General features: G+C 52.9%; 18 protein-coding genes. 10 read left to right on the top strand and 8 right to left on the bottom strand.

What is annotated here, in order from left to right; all coding sequences use genetic code 11:
- Positions 1-92 precede the first annotated feature (92 nt).
- A complete protein-coding gene (locus O1724_RS12765) occupies positions 93-1,433 on the top strand; it encodes a sensor domain-containing diguanylate cyclase (RefSeq protein WP_032658628.1) in 1,341 nt (446 codons plus the stop codon).
- Positions 1,434-1,441: 8 nt separating this feature from the next.
- Here the strand turns inward: O1724_RS12765 and O1724_RS12760 are convergent, their stop codons facing one another.
- Both O1724_RS12760 and O1724_RS12755 read right to left on the bottom strand, forming a co-directional pair.
- Positions 1,442-2,263 (bottom strand): helix-turn-helix transcriptional regulator, encoded by an 822-nt coding sequence (locus tag O1724_RS12760; RefSeq protein WP_045894822.1) that lies wholly within the window; start codon positions 2,261-2,263, stop codon positions 1,442-1,444.
- A 47-nt stretch (positions 2,264-2,310) separates the two neighbouring features.
- Positions 2,311-2,712 (bottom strand): RidA family protein, encoded by a 402-nt coding sequence (locus O1724_RS12755; protein WP_003856835.1) that lies wholly within the window; start codon positions 2,710-2,712, stop codon positions 2,311-2,313.
- 132 nt (positions 2,713-2,844) lie between these two features.
- Between O1724_RS12755 and O1724_RS12750 the strand changes: the two genes are divergently transcribed.
- Positions 2,845-3,435, top strand: coding sequence for a TetR/AcrR family transcriptional regulator (locus tag O1724_RS12750; RefSeq protein WP_022651344.1), 591 nt, complete (start codon positions 2,845-2,847; stop codon positions 3,433-3,435).
- Here O1724_RS12750 and sapF read toward each other — a convergent pair.
- The 6 genes from sapF to pspF all read right to left on the bottom strand — a co-directional run bounded on the left by sapF (position 3,432) and on the right by pspF (position 9,792).
- Positions 3,432-4,238, bottom strand: a complete 807-nt coding sequence (gene sapF / locus O1724_RS12745) for a putrescine export ABC transporter ATP-binding protein SapF (protein ID WP_003856838.1) — start codon at positions 4,236-4,238, stop codon at positions 3,432-3,434. The two genes, O1724_RS12750 and sapF, sit on opposite strands and share 4 nt — an antisense overlap.
- A gap of 1 nt (position 4,239) precedes the next feature.
- Positions 4,240-5,232: a putrescine export ABC transporter ATP-binding protein SapD gene (sapD, locus tag O1724_RS12740; protein ID WP_003856840.1), complete on the bottom strand. Its 993-nt coding sequence runs from the start codon at positions 5,230-5,232 to the stop codon at positions 4,240-4,242.
- Positions 5,232-6,122, bottom strand: coding sequence for a putrescine export ABC transporter permease SapC (sapC, locus tag O1724_RS12735; protein ID WP_003856843.1), 891 nt, complete (start codon positions 6,120-6,122; stop codon positions 5,232-5,234). Before sapC ends, sapD begins: the two co-directional genes overlap by 1 nt.
- Positions 6,109-7,074, bottom strand: coding sequence for a putrescine export ABC transporter permease SapB (sapB, locus tag O1724_RS12730; RefSeq protein ID WP_003856845.1), 966 nt, complete (start codon positions 7,072-7,074; stop codon positions 6,109-6,111). Before sapB ends, sapC begins: the two co-directional genes overlap by 14 nt.
- Complete coding sequence (gene sapA, locus O1724_RS12725; RefSeq protein ID WP_003856847.1) at positions 7,071-8,711, bottom strand: ABC transporter substrate-binding protein SapA; 1,641 nt, start codon at positions 8,709-8,711, stop codon at positions 7,071-7,073. Before sapA ends, sapB begins: the two co-directional genes overlap by 4 nt.
- An 88-nt stretch (positions 8,712-8,799) precedes the next feature.
- Positions 8,800-9,792 (bottom strand): phage shock protein operon transcriptional activator, encoded by a 993-nt coding sequence (gene pspF / locus O1724_RS12720; protein WP_160863291.1) that lies wholly within the window; start codon positions 9,790-9,792, stop codon positions 8,800-8,802.
- A 151-nt stretch (positions 9,793-9,943) separates the two neighbouring features.
- Between pspF and pspA the strand changes: the two genes are divergently transcribed.
- The 8 genes from pspA (at position 9,944) to O1724_RS12680 (ending at position 16,413) form a co-directional block, all read left to right on the top strand.
- Positions 9,944-10,612 (top strand): phage shock protein PspA, encoded by a 669-nt coding sequence (gene pspA, locus O1724_RS12715; protein ID WP_126297053.1) that lies wholly within the window; start codon positions 9,944-9,946, stop codon positions 10,610-10,612.
- Positions 10,613-10,661: 49 nt separating this feature from the next.
- Complete coding sequence (gene pspB, locus O1724_RS12710) at positions 10,662-10,886, top strand: envelope stress response membrane protein PspB (protein ID WP_003856853.1); 225 nt, start codon at positions 10,662-10,664, stop codon at positions 10,884-10,886.
- Positions 10,886-11,245: an envelope stress response membrane protein PspC gene (gene pspC / locus O1724_RS12705; protein ID WP_003856855.1), complete on the top strand. Its 360-nt coding sequence runs from the start codon at positions 10,886-10,888 to the stop codon at positions 11,243-11,245. Before pspB ends, pspC begins: the two co-directional genes overlap by 1 nt.
- Before the next feature lie 12 nt (positions 11,246-11,257).
- A complete protein-coding gene (gene pspD / locus O1724_RS12700; RefSeq protein ID WP_003856857.1) occupies positions 11,258-11,482 on the top strand; it encodes a phage shock protein PspD in 225 nt (74 codons plus the stop codon).
- A 195-nt stretch (positions 11,483-11,677) separates the two neighbouring features.
- Positions 11,678-13,375 carry a sugar phosphorylase gene (locus O1724_RS12695; RefSeq protein ID WP_126297054.1) on the top strand — a complete coding sequence of 566 codons (1,698 nt, stop codon included), beginning with the start codon at positions 11,678-11,680 and terminating at the stop codon, positions 13,373-13,375.
- A gap of 13 nt (positions 13,376-13,388) precedes the next feature.
- The gene (locus O1724_RS12690) at positions 13,389-14,681 is read left to right on the top strand and encodes an ABC transporter substrate-binding protein (protein ID WP_003856860.1); all 1,293 of its coding nucleotides are present in this window, start codon (positions 13,389-13,391) and stop codon (positions 14,679-14,681) included.
- A 21-nt stretch (positions 14,682-14,702) separates the two neighbouring features.
- Positions 14,703-15,584: a carbohydrate ABC transporter permease gene (locus O1724_RS12685; RefSeq protein WP_003856862.1), complete on the top strand. Its 882-nt coding sequence runs from the start codon at positions 14,703-14,705 to the stop codon at positions 15,582-15,584.
- The gene (locus tag O1724_RS12680; RefSeq protein ID WP_126297055.1) at positions 15,571-16,413 is read left to right on the top strand and encodes a carbohydrate ABC transporter permease; all 843 of its coding nucleotides are present in this window, start codon (positions 15,571-15,573) and stop codon (positions 16,411-16,413) included. Before O1724_RS12685 ends, O1724_RS12680 begins: the two co-directional genes overlap by 14 nt.
- Positions 16,414-16,429 lie beyond the last annotated feature (16 nt).

Here is a 16,429-nt window from a genome sequence, read left to right as displayed (position 1 = left end):
TCCGTTTAGCCCTTTAAACGCTTTAAAATTGCGCGAGGGTCGATAACGGCTATGCCATTTTGCGTCTTTATCTGTGTGCGGTAAGAAGGAAGATGAAAAATATAACGTTGGCCGAAAAACTGATCATGCTGTCAGGTGCGGCGCTTTTTGCGCTTATGATCGCGGTGAACTCCTTTTGCGTGAATGATAATCCTGGTTTCAGGGTGCCTATGACCACCTATTTGATCGTCATGATTGCGCTGTTCTTTCTGGATACCATTATCTTTATTTTTATCCAGATGCTGTATGCCTCCGACCGATCGCGTTTTTCCTTATTCATTCTGAGCCTGGCATTTCTTAGTGGGCTGGTTTATTTCATTGAGACGATCATTGTCATTCAGCTTCCGGAGCATGCTGGTTTTACCCAGGCGGCAAAAACCAACGATACGGCGGTATTCTATTTTTTTCGGCAGCTGAGCTTTATCGTATTACTGGCGCTGGCGGTCCGTGTGGAAAAAATCACGATACGATCCACGCTCAGATTCCGAAATAAGATCAGCATGACGTTAGCATTAATGATGACACTGGTTATGTTTCCGATGCTGGCCCATTATCTCAGCAGCTACCATCCGGCCTGGACATTAACGATTGCAGCATACGAAGATGAACATCATTATCCTGTCTGGGATATCAGGTACGTAAACGTTCTGATCCTGCTCTGGTCGGCTTTACTTTGTTATATGATCTCTGTGACACGCCTGGCGTCCGGGATCTGGAACAGTATTATTGTGGTTTGCCTTTCCGCCATCGTTTACAATTTTTTCCTCTTACTGCTTGATACTTACAATCTGTCGCTCTGGTATATCAGCCGGGCAGTAGAGGTCCTCAGCAAATTATTTGTGATTTGTACCTTAATATTCCATGTCTTTAACCTGTTGAAAATTTTCGGCGATCGGGTTGATCGCGATCCGCTTACTCAGATCTACAACCGTAAATATTTTTATGAGGCACTTCCGCGGGTCCGCTCGCTCAGGACAGAAAAGGGGACCAGCATTATGATGCTGGACATCGACAACTTTAAGTCGATTAACGATAACTGGGGGCATCTTGTGGGGGATCGCGTGATTCTGGCGGTCGTGGATATTATCAAAGACAGCATTCGCGATAACGACATCTTTGCCCGACTGGGAGGCGAGGAATTTGGTCTGCTGCTGCCGGATACCGACGGTAAGCAGGCTATGGCCGTCGCGGAGCGTATTCGCCAGAACGTTCAACAGCGCACCGGGCCGGGCTATCATTATGCTCTCCCTGTAAAGGTCACATTAAGTATCGGCGTGTGCTCAGCCATTCAGAATAACGTCAACGGCAATGATATTATGCGTGACGTGGACGAGGCGTTGTATGAGGCTAAGCACAACGGTAAAAACAGAATTGTTACCAGACAGGCTGAATGAAGCTGAGGTTACAGGATGGGGATGAAAACATCAAAATCGACAGACTCGTCGCTGTACCCATTAATTTTCATCAGGTAAATACCGTCGCGCAACGTCAGGCGTTGATTTACCATCGCCTTAACGAAGGCAATCTTGTTAAACGCGCTGTAGATTTCCCAGCTACCGCTAAAGGGCATTCTTGCGTATCTCCCACGCACAATGCAGGATTTTTTATTTGTCACCGTGTCGCTTTGTAACGCGTACGATATTAATACCTCGACCAGATACGATCGGCTTTTGCCTAACTCGGGGCGGCGGGGCATCAGAATAATTTTATCGATATCATGGCGGTTTTCTGTCAGGAGCTTTTTGATTTTTTTAGTAATATCATGCACTGAGGTATCAAAAAGATGATCGTGTTCGATAATTTCATGCGTATAGATAAACGTTTCATCCAGATAGCAGACCTCGAGCTCAGGCGTTTCATGTTCGCTTAATAAAAAAGAGGGCTGTAAGATGTCAAAATTCCACCCTCTGGCACATCTGTACTCAGAGGGTGTCAGCCCCATCATTTTTTTAAAGGCTCTGGAAAATCCTTGACTGCTCTGGTAATGGAATAAATACGCAATATCCGTCACCGGAATCGACGTCATTCTCAGCATAATGGCGGCACGGCTTAACCTCCGTCGGAGAATATATTCACCTAAAGAGAGCCGATACTTCTCTTTAAACCATGTTTCGATGGTTCTTCTGCTGTATCCAATATCTGCAACCAAATCACCAATGTGTAAAATAGTAAAGTTATTTTCTTCTACCCAGGAGAGAATATAGTTGCTGATGCTGTCTTTCATTTGTGCGTCAGTGATAGCTTAACGGTAAATCAGTTTGCTGCCAGATGTTAATTCGCGGGCGTAGGGATCCTGGCGATAACCTTAATTTCGAAATCAAAACCCGCAAGCCAGTTAACGCCTATTGCTGTCCAGTTTGGGTAAGGGGGGTGCGGAAACGCCAGTTTTTTTGCCTCCATGATGGCGGGGAACTGGTTTTCAGGATCGGTATGAAATGTCGTGACATCAATCAGATCGTCAAAAGTACACCCTGCGGCTGCCAGAGTCGCCCGTAAATTATCGAACGCCAGCTGCACCTGAGCGGGGAAGTCGGGTTCAGGTGTGCCATCGCTGCGGCTGCCAACCTGACCGGAAACAAATAACAGATCGCCAGAGCGGATTGCTGCTGAATAGCCATGCTCTTCATAGAGGGCATGTCGATTAGCCGGAAAGACGGGGTCACGTGGATGCATGGCTTTTCCTTTTCTGTCAGAGGTATTGTTGTGCTTACGCAGTAGAAGTAACATACGCGATGTATGTCAAAAATGTAACCCACATACGCCGCGTATGTCAAATTATAATTACCGCTTAATGAAGGAAGTCCCATGGCTACAAAACGTCGTGCTGAAACGGCCCAGGAAAATCGCGAGAAAATGATTCAGGCGGCGCGGAAGGCATTTGCTGAAAAAGGCTATGCCGCAGCGTCAATGGATGAACTCACGGCAAGCGTGGGGTTAACACGCGGCGCGCTATATCATAATTTCAACGACAAGAAGGGATTACTGGCGGCGGTGGTCGCGCAGATAGACAGCGAAATGGCAGCAAACGCGAAAGCGATTGCCGCCGCCGCCGATGATGACTGGGAGCGACTGCTGGCGGAGGGCATCGCCTATATCAAAATGGCGCTCGTTCCGGAAGTTCAGCGTATCGTCCTTCTTGACGGCCCGGCTGTTCTGGGTGACCCGGCGCAATGGCCCAGCCAGAACAACTGCCTTGAGTCGACCCGTCAGACCATCGAAAAAATGATGGAGTGCAACGTAATCAAAAAGATGGATGCCAGAGTCGCAGCCCATCTGCTGAACGGCGCTGCGCTGAATGCGGCTCTGCTGATTGCCGCGAGTGATGAACCGCAGAAGACCCTTCCGTATGCCATAGAGGTGTTTACTCTGCTGGCAAGCGGGTTACGCAACGGCTAACGATCTTTACGCCACGCGTCCGCCGTCAATGCTTCACCAAAGTGTCCGGCAATCAGGCGTTTTGTCAGGTCATGGAGCGGGGATGCCAGTACGTCAGCGGTACTGCCGCGCTCGACCACTTCTCCCTGGTGCATCACCAGCACCTGGTCGCTGATGTGTTTCATCATGCCCAGGTGCTGAGTCACGTAAATATAAGAGATCCCCTGCTTTTCCTGTAACTCCAGCATCAGGTTAATGAGCTGCGAACGCATCGACATATCCAGCGACGCCAGCGCTTCGTCGGCGATAATAACTTTCGGGCGCAGGATCAGCGCGCGGGCCAGACCGAGACGCTGTTTTTGGCCCGGGGCCAGCATGTGCGGGTAATAGCTGACATGGTCGGGCAGGAGGCCTACCAGACGCAGGGTTTCGACAATCCGTTTGCGACGCGCTTCCGGCTCCAGGTCGGTATTCAACCGCAGCGGGAAATCCAGGATCTGGGAAATACGCTGGCGCGGGTTCAGGGACGTCGACGGATCCTGAAAAATCATCCGGATGCGCTGACTGCGAAAAGAATAGTCCCCAAATTCCAGAGGATGATCGTCAATCAGTATTTCACCGCCGCTTGGCTCGACCATGCCCGCGAGCATTTTTGCCAGGGTCGATTTGCCCGAGCCGTTTTCACCGATAATCGCCAGCGTCTGCTTTTCGCGCAGCGTAAAGCTCAGCGGTTTAACCGCCTCGACGGTCTGACGGTGAAACAGGCCGGTGCGATAGCGAAAGGTCTTACTCAGGTTACGTACTTCCAGTAAGGTTTCGACCATTTCACTCTCTCTCCATGTTCAGCGGGAAATGACAGGCAAACAGATGGTTTTTCGGCCCTGTCAGGCGCGGTGTTTCAATGCATTTACGCTGAGCATACGGGCAACGTGGTCCCAGACGGCAGCCAATGGGCAGCGATTCCAGCAGCGGTATCGCGCCAGGCAGCGTATTCAGACGGCTTTTGTGCGGCATCGCGCTGCCAAAGTCCGGGATCGCCCTGATCAGCGCCTGCGTGTAGGGATGATGTGGCGTCGTCACCAGGTCTTCACTTGGCGCGGTTTCTACCGTCTGGCCGCAATACATTACATCAATTTTATCCGCCCACTTGCTCAGCATTTGCAGGTCGTGGCTGATCAGCAAAATGGTGGTGTTGTTATTCTGGTTCAGACGCGTGAGCAGGCGGAAAATCTGCGCCTGGGTGGTTGGCTCCATCGCGTTCGTTGGTTCGTCCGCAATCAGCAGACGCGGCTGATTCGCCAGGGCGATGGCAATCATCACTTTCTGGCATTCACCGTCGGTCAGTTCGTAGGGGAAACTGCGCATCGCGTCTTTATGGTCTTTGATCCCGACACGGTGCAACAGCTCAATGGCACGGCGTTTGCGCCAGCCGAAACGCTGCCACCAGCGGCCTTTATAGGTCCAGCCGGGGATGTTCTGCATCAGCTGTTTCCCGACGCGCTCGGACGGATCGAGACAGGATTGCGGCTCCTGGAAAATCATCGAGACGTTATGGCCCACCAGTTTACGGCGTTCGCGCGGGGAGAGACGCAACAGATCGATGTCGTCGAAGCGCATACGATCGGCGGTCACCCGCCAGTTGTCTTTCGCAACGCCGCAAATGGCCTTGGCGATCAGACTTTTCCCCGAACCCGATTCGCCCACCAGCCCGCGGATTTCGCCCTCTGCGAGCGTAATGCTGATGCGATCCACGGCCTTGACCCAGCCTTCGCCCGTTTTAATTTCTATCGTGAGGTTGCGGATATCGAGTAACGGCATTATTGCACCCCCGCATTGATTGCGCGGCGGATCCCGTCGCCCAGCAGGTTAACGAGCAGCACGCTCACCATGATGGCCGCGCCCGGCAGCATGACCGTCCACGGCGCAACGTAAATCAGCTCCAGCGCATCGCCGAGCATGGCGCCCCATTCCGGGGAGGGAAGCTGCGCGCCAAGGTCCAGGAAGCCCAGCGCTGCGATATCCAGAATCGCCATCGACAGGGCGCGGGTGATCTCCGTCACCAGCCCGGCGGCAATGTTAGGCAGCACGGCAAACCACAAAATATTAAACGTGGTGGCGCCATCCAGACGGGCGGCGACGACATACTCTTTTTCCAGCTCGTCGTGAACCAGGCTGTAAACCGAACGCACCATGCGCGGCAGAATGGCCAGCCAGACGGCGAACATCGCATGGGTGAGGTGCGGCCCCGCGAAGGCCACGACGATAATCGCCAGCAGCAGCGAAGGAATAGAGAGCAGGGTATCAAGAATATGGTTAAGCACGGCCGACCGCAGCCCGTGGGTTGAGCCGGCAAAAATGCCCAGCGCCAGGCCGCAGATCGCGGCAGCCAGGGTGACCACGAACGCGCCGCCTACCGTAGGTGCGGCGCCGCTCAGTAAACGACTTAGCACGTCGCGTCCGAGATCGTCAGTCCCCAGGAAGAACGAAACCTCCCCGTAACGCGACCACGACGGCGGTAAAAGCTGATAACCAAGGAACTGCTGATCGATGCCATACGGTGCAAACCACGAACCCAAAACGCACAGCAACACGAGGCCAATGCAGCCGTAAAAGCCGATCATCGCCGTGGTGTCGCCGTAAAAATTACGCCACACGGTACGTAGCGCACCGGGCGTGCGCTTTTCGCTGTAGACGTTATCGTAAGGCATACCATTCCTTATGCTTCAATGGGTTGGCCATGGCACCCAAAATATCGGAAACAACGTTAACAATAATGACCAGGGAGCCAATCACCATCACGCCGGCAGAGATCGCCGCGTAATCCTGCTGGCGAATGGCGTTGATCATCCAGCGTCCAAGGCCCGGCCAGCTGAAAACCATCTCGGTGATCATCGCCAGCGTCAGCATGGTTGAAAATTGCAGCCCAAGACGTGGGATTACGGGTGGCAACGCATTGTGTAGCACATGGCGACGGAGAATCGTCAGGCGAGACAGTCCGCGCGTGGCGGCGGCCTTCACATAGTTTTGATCGAAGACGTCGATAGTGCTGATACGCATCAGGCGAATTACTTCGGTCGTCGGCGCGACGGCCAGCGTGAGCACCGGCAGCACCATGTGGCGCAGCGCGCTCACGATCATTTCGTCGCGCCAGACTGAATCAGAAAGCCAGGCGTCAACGATGGCGAAGCCGCTCACCGTTTGCACGTTATACAGCAGATCAAAACGGCCAGATACCGGCAGCCAGCCTAACGTCAGTGAGAAGAAGAGGGTAAGCAGTAGCGCCAGCCAGAAAACAGGGATGGAAAAGCCAATTAAGGCAAGCGCGCTGATGAATTTATCCTGCCACTTATTACGATAAATGCCCGCCAGCATCCCCACCGGGATCCCCACCATGAGGGCAAAGCCAAAGGCGAGTACACACAGCTCCATGGTGGCCGGGAAAACCACTTTCAGCTGCTCGGAGATGAGCTGTCCGTTAATGCTGGACACGCCAAAATCCCAGTGTAGCAGGCCATTAAACCAGAACAGCCAGGCGTCCCAGAGGGATGAGCCCTGAAGCGGGGCGTGCGGCGTAAAGTAGCTCAGGCTAAAGCCGACAAAGGTCAGGAAGAACAGGGTGACCAGCAGTAACAGCAGCCGACGCAAGGTAAATATAATCATGGTTTCTTCACCTCTTGTTCTTTCTCACGGGTGACGCCCGCGAAGGAGGCGTTACCAAACGGGCTGAGTACCAGCCCTTTAATATCGTAACGGTAGGCCTGGAGGCGCAGGGAAGAGGCAAGCGGCAACACGGGAAGTTCTCTGGCCAGAATATTTTGCGCTTCATCATAGGCCTCAATGCGTGAGGCAAGCTGTTGAGACGCCAACGCTTTTTGCAGCACGGCATCAAATTCCCGGTTACACCAGTGGGCGTAGTTGGTCTGGGAGTTGATTGCCGCACAGCTCAGCAGAGGACGGAAGAAGCTGTCCGGGTCGTTACTGTCGGTGGACCAGCCAGCCAGCGTTAAGTCGTGATTCATGTCCATCAGACGCGCCTCCTGGAAACGGCCTTCGACAGGCACGATGATCACCTTAACGCCCACCTGCGCCATATCAGCCTGCAACAGCTCAGCCGTTTTCAGCGGGCTGGGGTTCCACGCCTGAGAGCTGGTGGGCACCCACAGCTGTAGCGTCAGGTTTTCTGCCCCCAGCGCTTTAAGCTGTTCGCGCGCTTTCGCCGGATTATATTCGGTAATCTTCGCCTCGCCGTCATAGGCCCAGGAGGCGCGCGGAAGAATAGAGGCGGCGGTTTCCGCGGTCCCGTAGTAAATCGACTGCATCAGACGCTGATTGTTGATCGCTAACGCCAGCGCATGGCGCACGGCCGGATTATTCAGCGGCGGCTTATCGGTGTTAAACGCCAGATAAGCGATGTTCATTCCCGGGCGCAGGGTCAGGCGCAGGCGTGGGTCGTCGCGCAAAATGGTCAACTGGCTGGCCGCAGGCCAGGCAAGCACGTCGCACTCGCCGGTCAGCAGTTTGGAGAGTCGGCCTGTTCCACCTGAACCCAGATCGACAATTACCTGCGGCATCAGCGGTTTGCCGCGCCAGAAACGATCGTGGCGTTGCAGGCGAATGTATTGTCCGGCGCGGTACTCTGCTAACTGGAACGGACCTGTGCCCACAGGCTCACGATCGAGACGTTCCTGACGATCCTTTTTCGTCAGCTGATCTGCGTATTCGGCTGACATGACCGAGGCGTAGTGCGTCGCCAGATGCCAGAGGAAGGAGGCGTCCGGGCGAGTCAGGCGAAACTCAACCGTGCGGTTATCCAGCTTACGAACGCTTTTGACCGAGTCCGCGAATTGCAGACTGTCGAAATAGGGGAAGTTCCCGCCATTAACGTTATGCCACGGATGATTTCGGTTGAATATGCGCTGGAAGGTGAAAACCACGTCATCCGCGTTGAGTTTACGGGTTGGCGTAAACCACGGGGTGTGCTGAAAGGCGACATCATCGCGTAGACGAAAGCGGTATGTAGCACCGTTATCAAGCACTTCCCAACTTTCAGCAAGCTCCGGAACCAGCCGATAGGTATAAGGATCGACGTCGAGCAGGCGATCGTAGAGCTGTGCGGCCAGCGTATCAACAATCAGGCCGCTCCCCGCTTTTTGTGGGTTAAAGGTATCAACTTGCCCGCTGACGCAATAGACGAAACCACTCTCTCGGATATCAGGGGGCACAGCGCGATCGGGCGCAGCAAAGGCCAGATTGCTGAACAGACCGAGTGCAAACAGGGACGATAAAACCAGGCGCATAGTTTTTAAGGTTTTTAGATTCGATCTGCAAAGTGTATCGCACTTACGCCTGCTTCGTAAAAATGTCTGGGGGTAAGTGCTGATAATGTCAGCGCATTTGATGTTTTTTGAGCAATGCCCTTAACTGATGGTAGGTCAGGCCCAGCAGTTCAGCCGCCCGTTTCTGATTATATTTCGCCTCTTTCAGGCTCTGCTCGAGCAAGTTTTGTTCCTGCTGATGCTGGAACTGGCGTAAATCGAGCGGCAACGCCGGATCCTGCTGGCGCGTCGCCGGAACCGGGGGCTGTTTATCCTCGCGACGAAACGGATCGAGAATAATGTTGTCCAGTTCGGTTTCGCTGCTGCCATGCCGGTAAACGGACCGTTCCACCACGTTTTTCAGTTCACGAATATTGCCCGGCCAGTGGTAACCGAGCAGGGTCTCAGTGGCCTGTTCGCTAAAGCCCGGAAAGAGCGGCAGGCCCAGTTCCCGACACATCTGAATGGCAAACTGATCGGCCAGCAGCATGATATCGCTACGTCGCTCCCGCAGCGGCGGCAGCTGAACGACATCGAAAGCCAGCCTGTCCAGCAGGTCGGCGCGGAATTTGTCTTCTGCCACCATCGCGGGCAGGTCGGCGTTAGTAGCGCACACCAGGCGAACGTTAACCTGGAGCGGCTGACTGCCGCCAACGCGTTCCAGTTCGCCATACTCAATGACGCGCAGCAGCTTTTCCTGCACCAGCATCGGCGCGGTCGCCAGCTCGTCGAGAAAGAGCGTTCCGCCATCGGCGCGCTCAAAGCGTCCGGGATGGCGTTTTTGTGCGCCGGTAAAGGCGCCAGCTTCATGACCAAACAGCTCGGTGTCGAGCAGATTTTCATTCAACGCCGCGCAGTTAAGGGAAATAAAAGGGCCGTCCCAGCGGCCAGACAGAAAGTGCAGGCGGTTAGCGATAAGTTCTTTACCCGTTCCGCGCTCACCGATAATCAGCACCGGTTTATTCAGCGGCGCGAGGCGCGAAACCTGTTCAAGCACTTCCAGGAAGCTGTTGGCTTCGCCAAGCAAATTATCTTTATATTCAGCCATGATGAAATTAACCACTCCTTAGTGATATTCACCAGGTGAGAATAGCCGCTGGATGGATAAATATCAATCACATTGAGTAAAATCAATAAGATAAAAAGTTGGCATGGGATTTGTATTATCTGTTCAGCAGGGCATCGCCCGATAACAGAACTATGAGGATTGAATTATGGGTATTTTTTCTCGTTTTGCCGACATCGTGAACGCCAACATCAACTCGCTGCTGGAGAAAGCGGAAGATCCGCAGAAGCTGGTGCGCCTGATGATTCAGGAGATGGAAGACACGCTGGTTGAAGTACGCTCCACCTCCGCCCGCGCGCTGGCAGAGAAAAAGCAGTTAACACGTCGTATCGAGCAGGCGACTGCCCAGCTTAACGAGTGGCAGGAAAAAGCGGAACTGGCGCTGCGTAAAGGTAAAGAAGATCTGGCCCGCGCTGCGCTGATTGAGAAGCAGAAGCTGACCGACATGGTTGCCACGCTGGAACATGAAGTGACGCTGGTGGATGATACTCTGACGCGTATGAAGAAAGAGATTGGTGAGCTTGAAAACAAACTCAGCGAAACCCGTGCACGTCAACAGGCGCTGGCGCTGCGCCACCAGGCTGCAAGCTCGTCCCGCGACGTGCGTCGCCAGCTGGACAGCGGCAAACTGGATGAAGCAATGGCGCGTTTCGAATCGTTTGAACGTCGTATCGACCACATGGAAGCGGAAGCCGAAAGCCACAGCATCGGTAAGCAGAAAACCCTGGATCAGCAGTTTGCTGACCTGAAGGCCGATGATGAAATTAGCGAGCAACTGGCTGCGCTGAAAGCCAAAATGAAACAAGACAACCAATAATAATTCCTGCGGCACCTGAGCGTGCCGCATCGTTAGACAAGGAGTACACATGAGCGCGCTTTTTCTGGCTATACCCCTGACCATTTTCGTGCTGTTTGTTCTGCCCATATGGTTATGGCTGCACTACAGCAACCGCTCTTCACGCGGTGAGCTGTCGCAGAGTGAACAACAGCGGCTGGCGCAGCTCTCTGCCGAGGCAAATAAAATGCGCGAACGTATTCAGGCGCTGGAAGCCATCCTGGACGCGGAACACCCAAACTGGAGGGAACGGTAATGGCTGGACTGAATCTGAATAAAAAACTGTGGCGGATCCCACAGCAGGGCATGGTTCGGGGCGTTTGCGCCGGGCTGGCGCACTATCTGGATGTCCCGGTAAAACTGGTGCGTGTGGTCACCGTATTGTCGATTTTCTTCGGCCTGGCCTTTATTACGCTGGTGGCATACATCATTCTGTCGTTTGTACTCGATCCTATGCCGGAAGGTGAGCTGAATGCTGAGAACACGCCAACCAGCAGCGATCTCCTGAACGCGGTGGATGAACAGCTGAGCGCAGGGGAGAAGCGATTGCGCGAGATGGAACGTTATGTCACCTCCGATACCTTTACGCTGAGAAGTCGTTTTCGTCAGCTTTAAGAGAGAACTTACATGAAACAAAACTGGCAACAGGCCGGTCAGAAGGTAAAACCCGGCCTGAAAATCGCAGGTAAACTGGTTCTGATGACGGCGTTACGTTATGGCCCGGCCGGTGTGGCGGGTTGGGCGATCAAGTCTGTTGCCCGCAAGCCGGTCAGAATGATGCTGGCGGTCGCTCTGGAGCCGCTGTTACAGAAACTGGCAAAACGCGTTTCCCGGCGCTACTTGTCACGCTAGATCCTCCCGCATAAGCCCTTTCTCCCCCAGAGAAGGGGCATGACTTTCCTTTCTGCGTTTCTTCTGCTTTTCTGCTTTCTTTGCGGCAGCTCACAATAATGCGTTGCGCTGCGCTGAGAATGCTGCTTTCTGCCCCCGGGTCCGTTGACAGTTATTTTTCATGGGAGTAGATTGCCACTCCGTGGGACCGCTACCATGGAAAATAATGTGAACGCAAAAATTAAAAAACTCATCAATCATATCTACGGTGAATCATTTTCAGATGCACACCTTAACGTGTTATTAACTAAGCTTGAAAAAGCGGCGACTAATATTACGGAAAAGCGTAAGTCAGGCTGGGATGAAAAAGACGTTGTGCTGATTACCTATGCCGATCAGTTCTCCGCAAAAGGGGAGCAAGCGTTGCCGGTATTTACCCGGTTCTATAATGAATGGCTTTCTCGTACGTTTTCCCATGTCCATCTGTTACCTTTTTATCCGTGGTCTTCGGATGATGGATTTTCCGTTATTGATTATCACGAGGTTGCTCCTGAAACAGGAACCTGGCGAGATGTCGCGGAATTAAAACATTCAGCCAGCTTAATGTTTGACTTCGTTTGCAATCATATGTCAGCGAAAAGCGAATGGTTTGCTAATTATCTTGCGCAGAAGCCGGGCTACGAAGATTTCTTTATTTCTGTCGACCCCGAAACCGATTTATCCGCGGTGACGCGTCCACGCGCATTACCGCTGCTGACGCCGTTCACGCTTCATGATGGCAGCGTTCGTCATCTGTGGACCACATTCAGCGATGACCAGATCGATCTCAATTTCGCCTCGCCGCAGGTGCTGATTGCCATGGTTGACGTTCTGCTCCATTACCTCATGGAAGGGGCGCGTTATATCCGTCTGGATGCGGTCGGGTTTATGTGGAAGATCCCGGGAACCACCTGTATCCATCTGGAACAAACCCATTGCCTTATCCAGCTGTTCCGCGCCATTACGGACGCTGTGGCGCCTGGAACGGTGATCATCACTGAGACAAATGTTCCCCACAAAGACAATGTCTCTTACTTCGGTGATGGTGAAAATGAAGCCCAGATGGTCTATCAGTTTTCCTTACCTCCGCTGGTGCTGCATGCTGTTCATCGTCAGGATGTTAAAGCCCTATGCCAGTGGGCGGGGTCACTGGCGCTGCCTTCAACTCATACCACCTGGTTTAATTTCCTGGCCTCGCATGATGGTATCGGTTTGAACCCGTTACGCGGCATCCTTCCGGAATCAGAGATCCTCTCGCTGGTTGAAAAGCTTCAGCAGGAAGGCGCGCTGGTCAACTGGAAAAATAATCCTGACGGTACGCGAAGCCCCTATGAAATTAATGTCACCTATCTTGATGCGTTGAGTTTGCGAGACAGCTCAGATGATGAGCGCATTGCACGGTTCATCCTGGCGCATGCTGTGTTGTTAAGTTTTCCTGGCGTACCGGCTGTATATATTCAAAGCATTCTCGGTTCGCGTAACGATTATGAAGGTGTCGAACGTCTTGGATATAACCGCGCAATAAACAGGAAGAAATACACCGCAGGTCAGGTTGATCTGGAACTCAATAATAAGAAGAGTATTCGTTATCAAATTTATTCTCGTTTGAGTGAGCTTATTGCTATTCGTCGCGGCGAGAGTGCGTTCCATCCGGATAGTCAGGCTATTTTTGACGCAATCGGCGAACATATTCTTAAAATTGTTCGTGTTGCTGAAAATGGCGAGCGAATGACAGCATTATTTAATTTTAGCAATAAAATGCAGACCATTTATGGACAAACGCTCTTTGGTAGGGAATTACTATCAGGACACGATATTAGCGGTACGGAACTGAACCTCAATCCATGGCAGGTAATGTGGATTAAAGAAAACTAAAAAGGACCCTAAAATGAAAATGCCCAAAATTGTGCTGTTATCAGCACTGGTTTCGTGCGCCCTGTTATCAGGCTGTAAGGACGATAAAGCATCTCAGGTCACAATTGAGTTTATGCACTCGTCGGTAGAACAGGAGCGTCAGGCAGTTATTACGAAACTGATCGAAAAATTCGAGAAAGAGAACCCGACTATTACGGTGAAACAGGTACCCGTTGAGGAAGATGCCTATAACACCAAGGTCATTACGTTGGCCCGTACCGGCGCGCTGCCGGAAGTGATTGAAGTCAGCCATGACTACGCCAAAGTCATGGATAAAGAGCAACTGCTGGACCGTGACGCGATCGGCAACGCGATTAAAGCCGTCGGTGAAGATACCTTTTATGACGGCATTTTACGCGTTGTTCGCACTGAAGACGGCAAGGCATGGACGGGGGTGCCGGTTAGCGCCTGGCTGTCCGGCGTCTGGTATCACAAAGATGCGCTCGCGGCAGCAGGAATCGAAGAACCGCACAACTGGGAGCAACTGCTGAAGGCCAGTCAGTCGCTCAACGATCCGGCGAAAAAACATTACGGTATCGCGCTGCCAACCGCAGAAAGCGTCATGACCGAGCAGGCTTTCTCGCAGTTTGCGTTGTCAGGCGGAGCCAACGTCTTTGATGCAAACGGCAACGTGAAAATCGATACCCCTGAAATGTCGAAAGCGCTGGCGTTTTATCGGGCACTGGCCGCGAACACCATGCCGGGCTCGAATGATGTCATGGAGATCAAAGACGCCTTCATGAACGGCTCTGCGCCGATGGCCGTTTACTCCACCTATATCCTGCCCGCGGTCTACAAAGATGGCAATCCGGCCAACCTGGGGTTCGTGGTCCCGACGGAAAAATCATCAGCCGTGTACGGCATGATCACCTCGTTGACGATCACGACCGGCCAGACCGAAGAGGAAACGCAGGCGGCAGAAAAATTTGTGACCTGGATGGAGCAGGCTCAAAACGCGTCTGACTGGGTGATGATGTCCCCTGGTGCGGCGCTGCCGGTGAACAAACTCGTGGTGGGCACTGAGAGCTGGAAAAACAACGACGTGATCAAAGCCTTTGGTCAACTGCCTTACGAGCTGATTGCGCAGTTCCCGAACGTCCAGGTATTTGGCGCCGTAGGCGACAAAAACTTTACCCGCATGGGAGATGTTACCGGGTCCGGCATTATCAGTTCCATGGTGCATAACGTAACGGTGGGACAAAAAGATCTCAATGCGACGTTAAGCAACAGCCAGAAGAAACTGACTGACCTGATCTCACAACGATAGGAGCGCTTTGCGAAGGGAATTATGAAGACGTTGTTTTCTGGTCGTTCAGATATGCCTTTCGCCATGCTGCTGTTGGCCCCCAGCCTGATTTTGCTGGGGGGCCTGGTGGCCTGGCCAATGATTTCCAACATTGAAATCAGTTTTTTACGTTTACCGCTGAACCCGCGTATTGATGCGGTGTTCGTCGGCCTGGATAACTACATTCGCATTCTGGGCGATGCTGCGTTCTGGCACTCCCTGTGGATGACGTTCTGGTATACGGCCCTGGTCGTGCTCGGCAGCACCGGGTTGGGACTGGCCGTAGCGATCTTCTTTAACCGTGAATTCCGCATGCGGAAAACGGCACGTTCACTGGTGATTCTGTCCTACGTGACGCCGTCTATTTCACTGGTATTTGCCTGGAAATACATGTTCAACAACGGCTACGGGATTGTGAACTACCTGGGCGTTGATCTGCTGCATCTCTACGATCAGGCGCCGCTGTGGTTCGATAATCCTGGCAGCAGTTTTGTCCTGGTTGTGCTGTTCGCCATCTGGCGTTACTTCCCGTACGCCTTTATCTCGTTCCTCGCAATTTTGCAGACCATTGATAAATCATTGTACGAAGCGGCAGAGATGGACGGGGCGAATGCCTGGCAGCGTTTTCGTATCGTGACGTTGCCCGCCATCATGCCGGTGCTGGCCACGGTGGTCACGCTGCGAACCATCTGGATGTTCTACATGTTTGCGGATGTGTATCTGCTCACCACCAAGGTCGACATTCTGGGCGTATATCTCTACAAAACCGCCTTTGCGTTCAATGACCTGGGTAAAGCAGCCGCCATTTCCGTTGTGCTGTTTGTGATCATCTTCGCGGTCATTCTGCTGACCAGAAAAAGGGTAAACCTCAATGGCAACAAATAAACGCGTTCTGGGCCGTATCGGTTTTTATCTGGGACTGGCGGTATTCCTGATTATCACGCTGTTTCCGTTTTTTGTAATGTTGATGACGTCATTCAAAAGCGCGAAAGAGGCGATCTCGCTGCACCCGACCATTCTGCCGCAGGAGTGGACGCTACAGCACTACATCGACATCTTTAACCCGCTGATTTTCCCGTTTGTGGATTACTTCCGTAACAGCATGGTGGTGTCGCTGACCTCCTCGGTCATTGCGGTGTTTCTCGGTACGCTGGGCGCGTATGCGTTATCCAAACTGCGCTTTAAAGGGCGCACGACGATCAATGCGAGCTTCTACACCGTCTATATGTTCTCCGGGATCCTGCTGGTGGTGCCGCTGTTCAAAATCATCACCGCGCTCGGCATTTATGACACCGAACTGGCGGTGATCATCACCATGGTGACGCAGACGTTGCCTACCGCGGTCTTTATGCTGCGCAGCTATTTCGACACCATCCCGGACGAAATCGAAGAAGCCGCGATGATGGACGGCCTGAACCGCCTGCAAATCATCTTCCGCATCACCGTGCCGCTGGCGATCTCGGGTCTGGTGTCGGTCTTTGTCTACTGCTTCATGGTGGCGTGGAATGACTATCTGTTCGCCTCCATTTTCCTGTCCAGCGCCAGCAACTTCACGTTGCCGGTGGGGCTGAACACGCTCTTCAGTACGCCAGATTACATCTGGGGTCGCATGATGGCGGCATCGCTGGTAACGGCACTTCCGGTCGTCATTATGTATGCCCTGTCTGAACGTTTCATTAAAAGTGGTTTGACCGCCGGCGGCGTGAAGGGCTGAGGCGGCCGATATTAAC

This window comes from Enterobacter cloacae complex sp. HYC074_NIDB, assembly GCF_056673345.1.
Note: the sequence above shows the minus strand (reverse complement) of the source record. Positions and strands in the feature narration are given on the sequence as shown.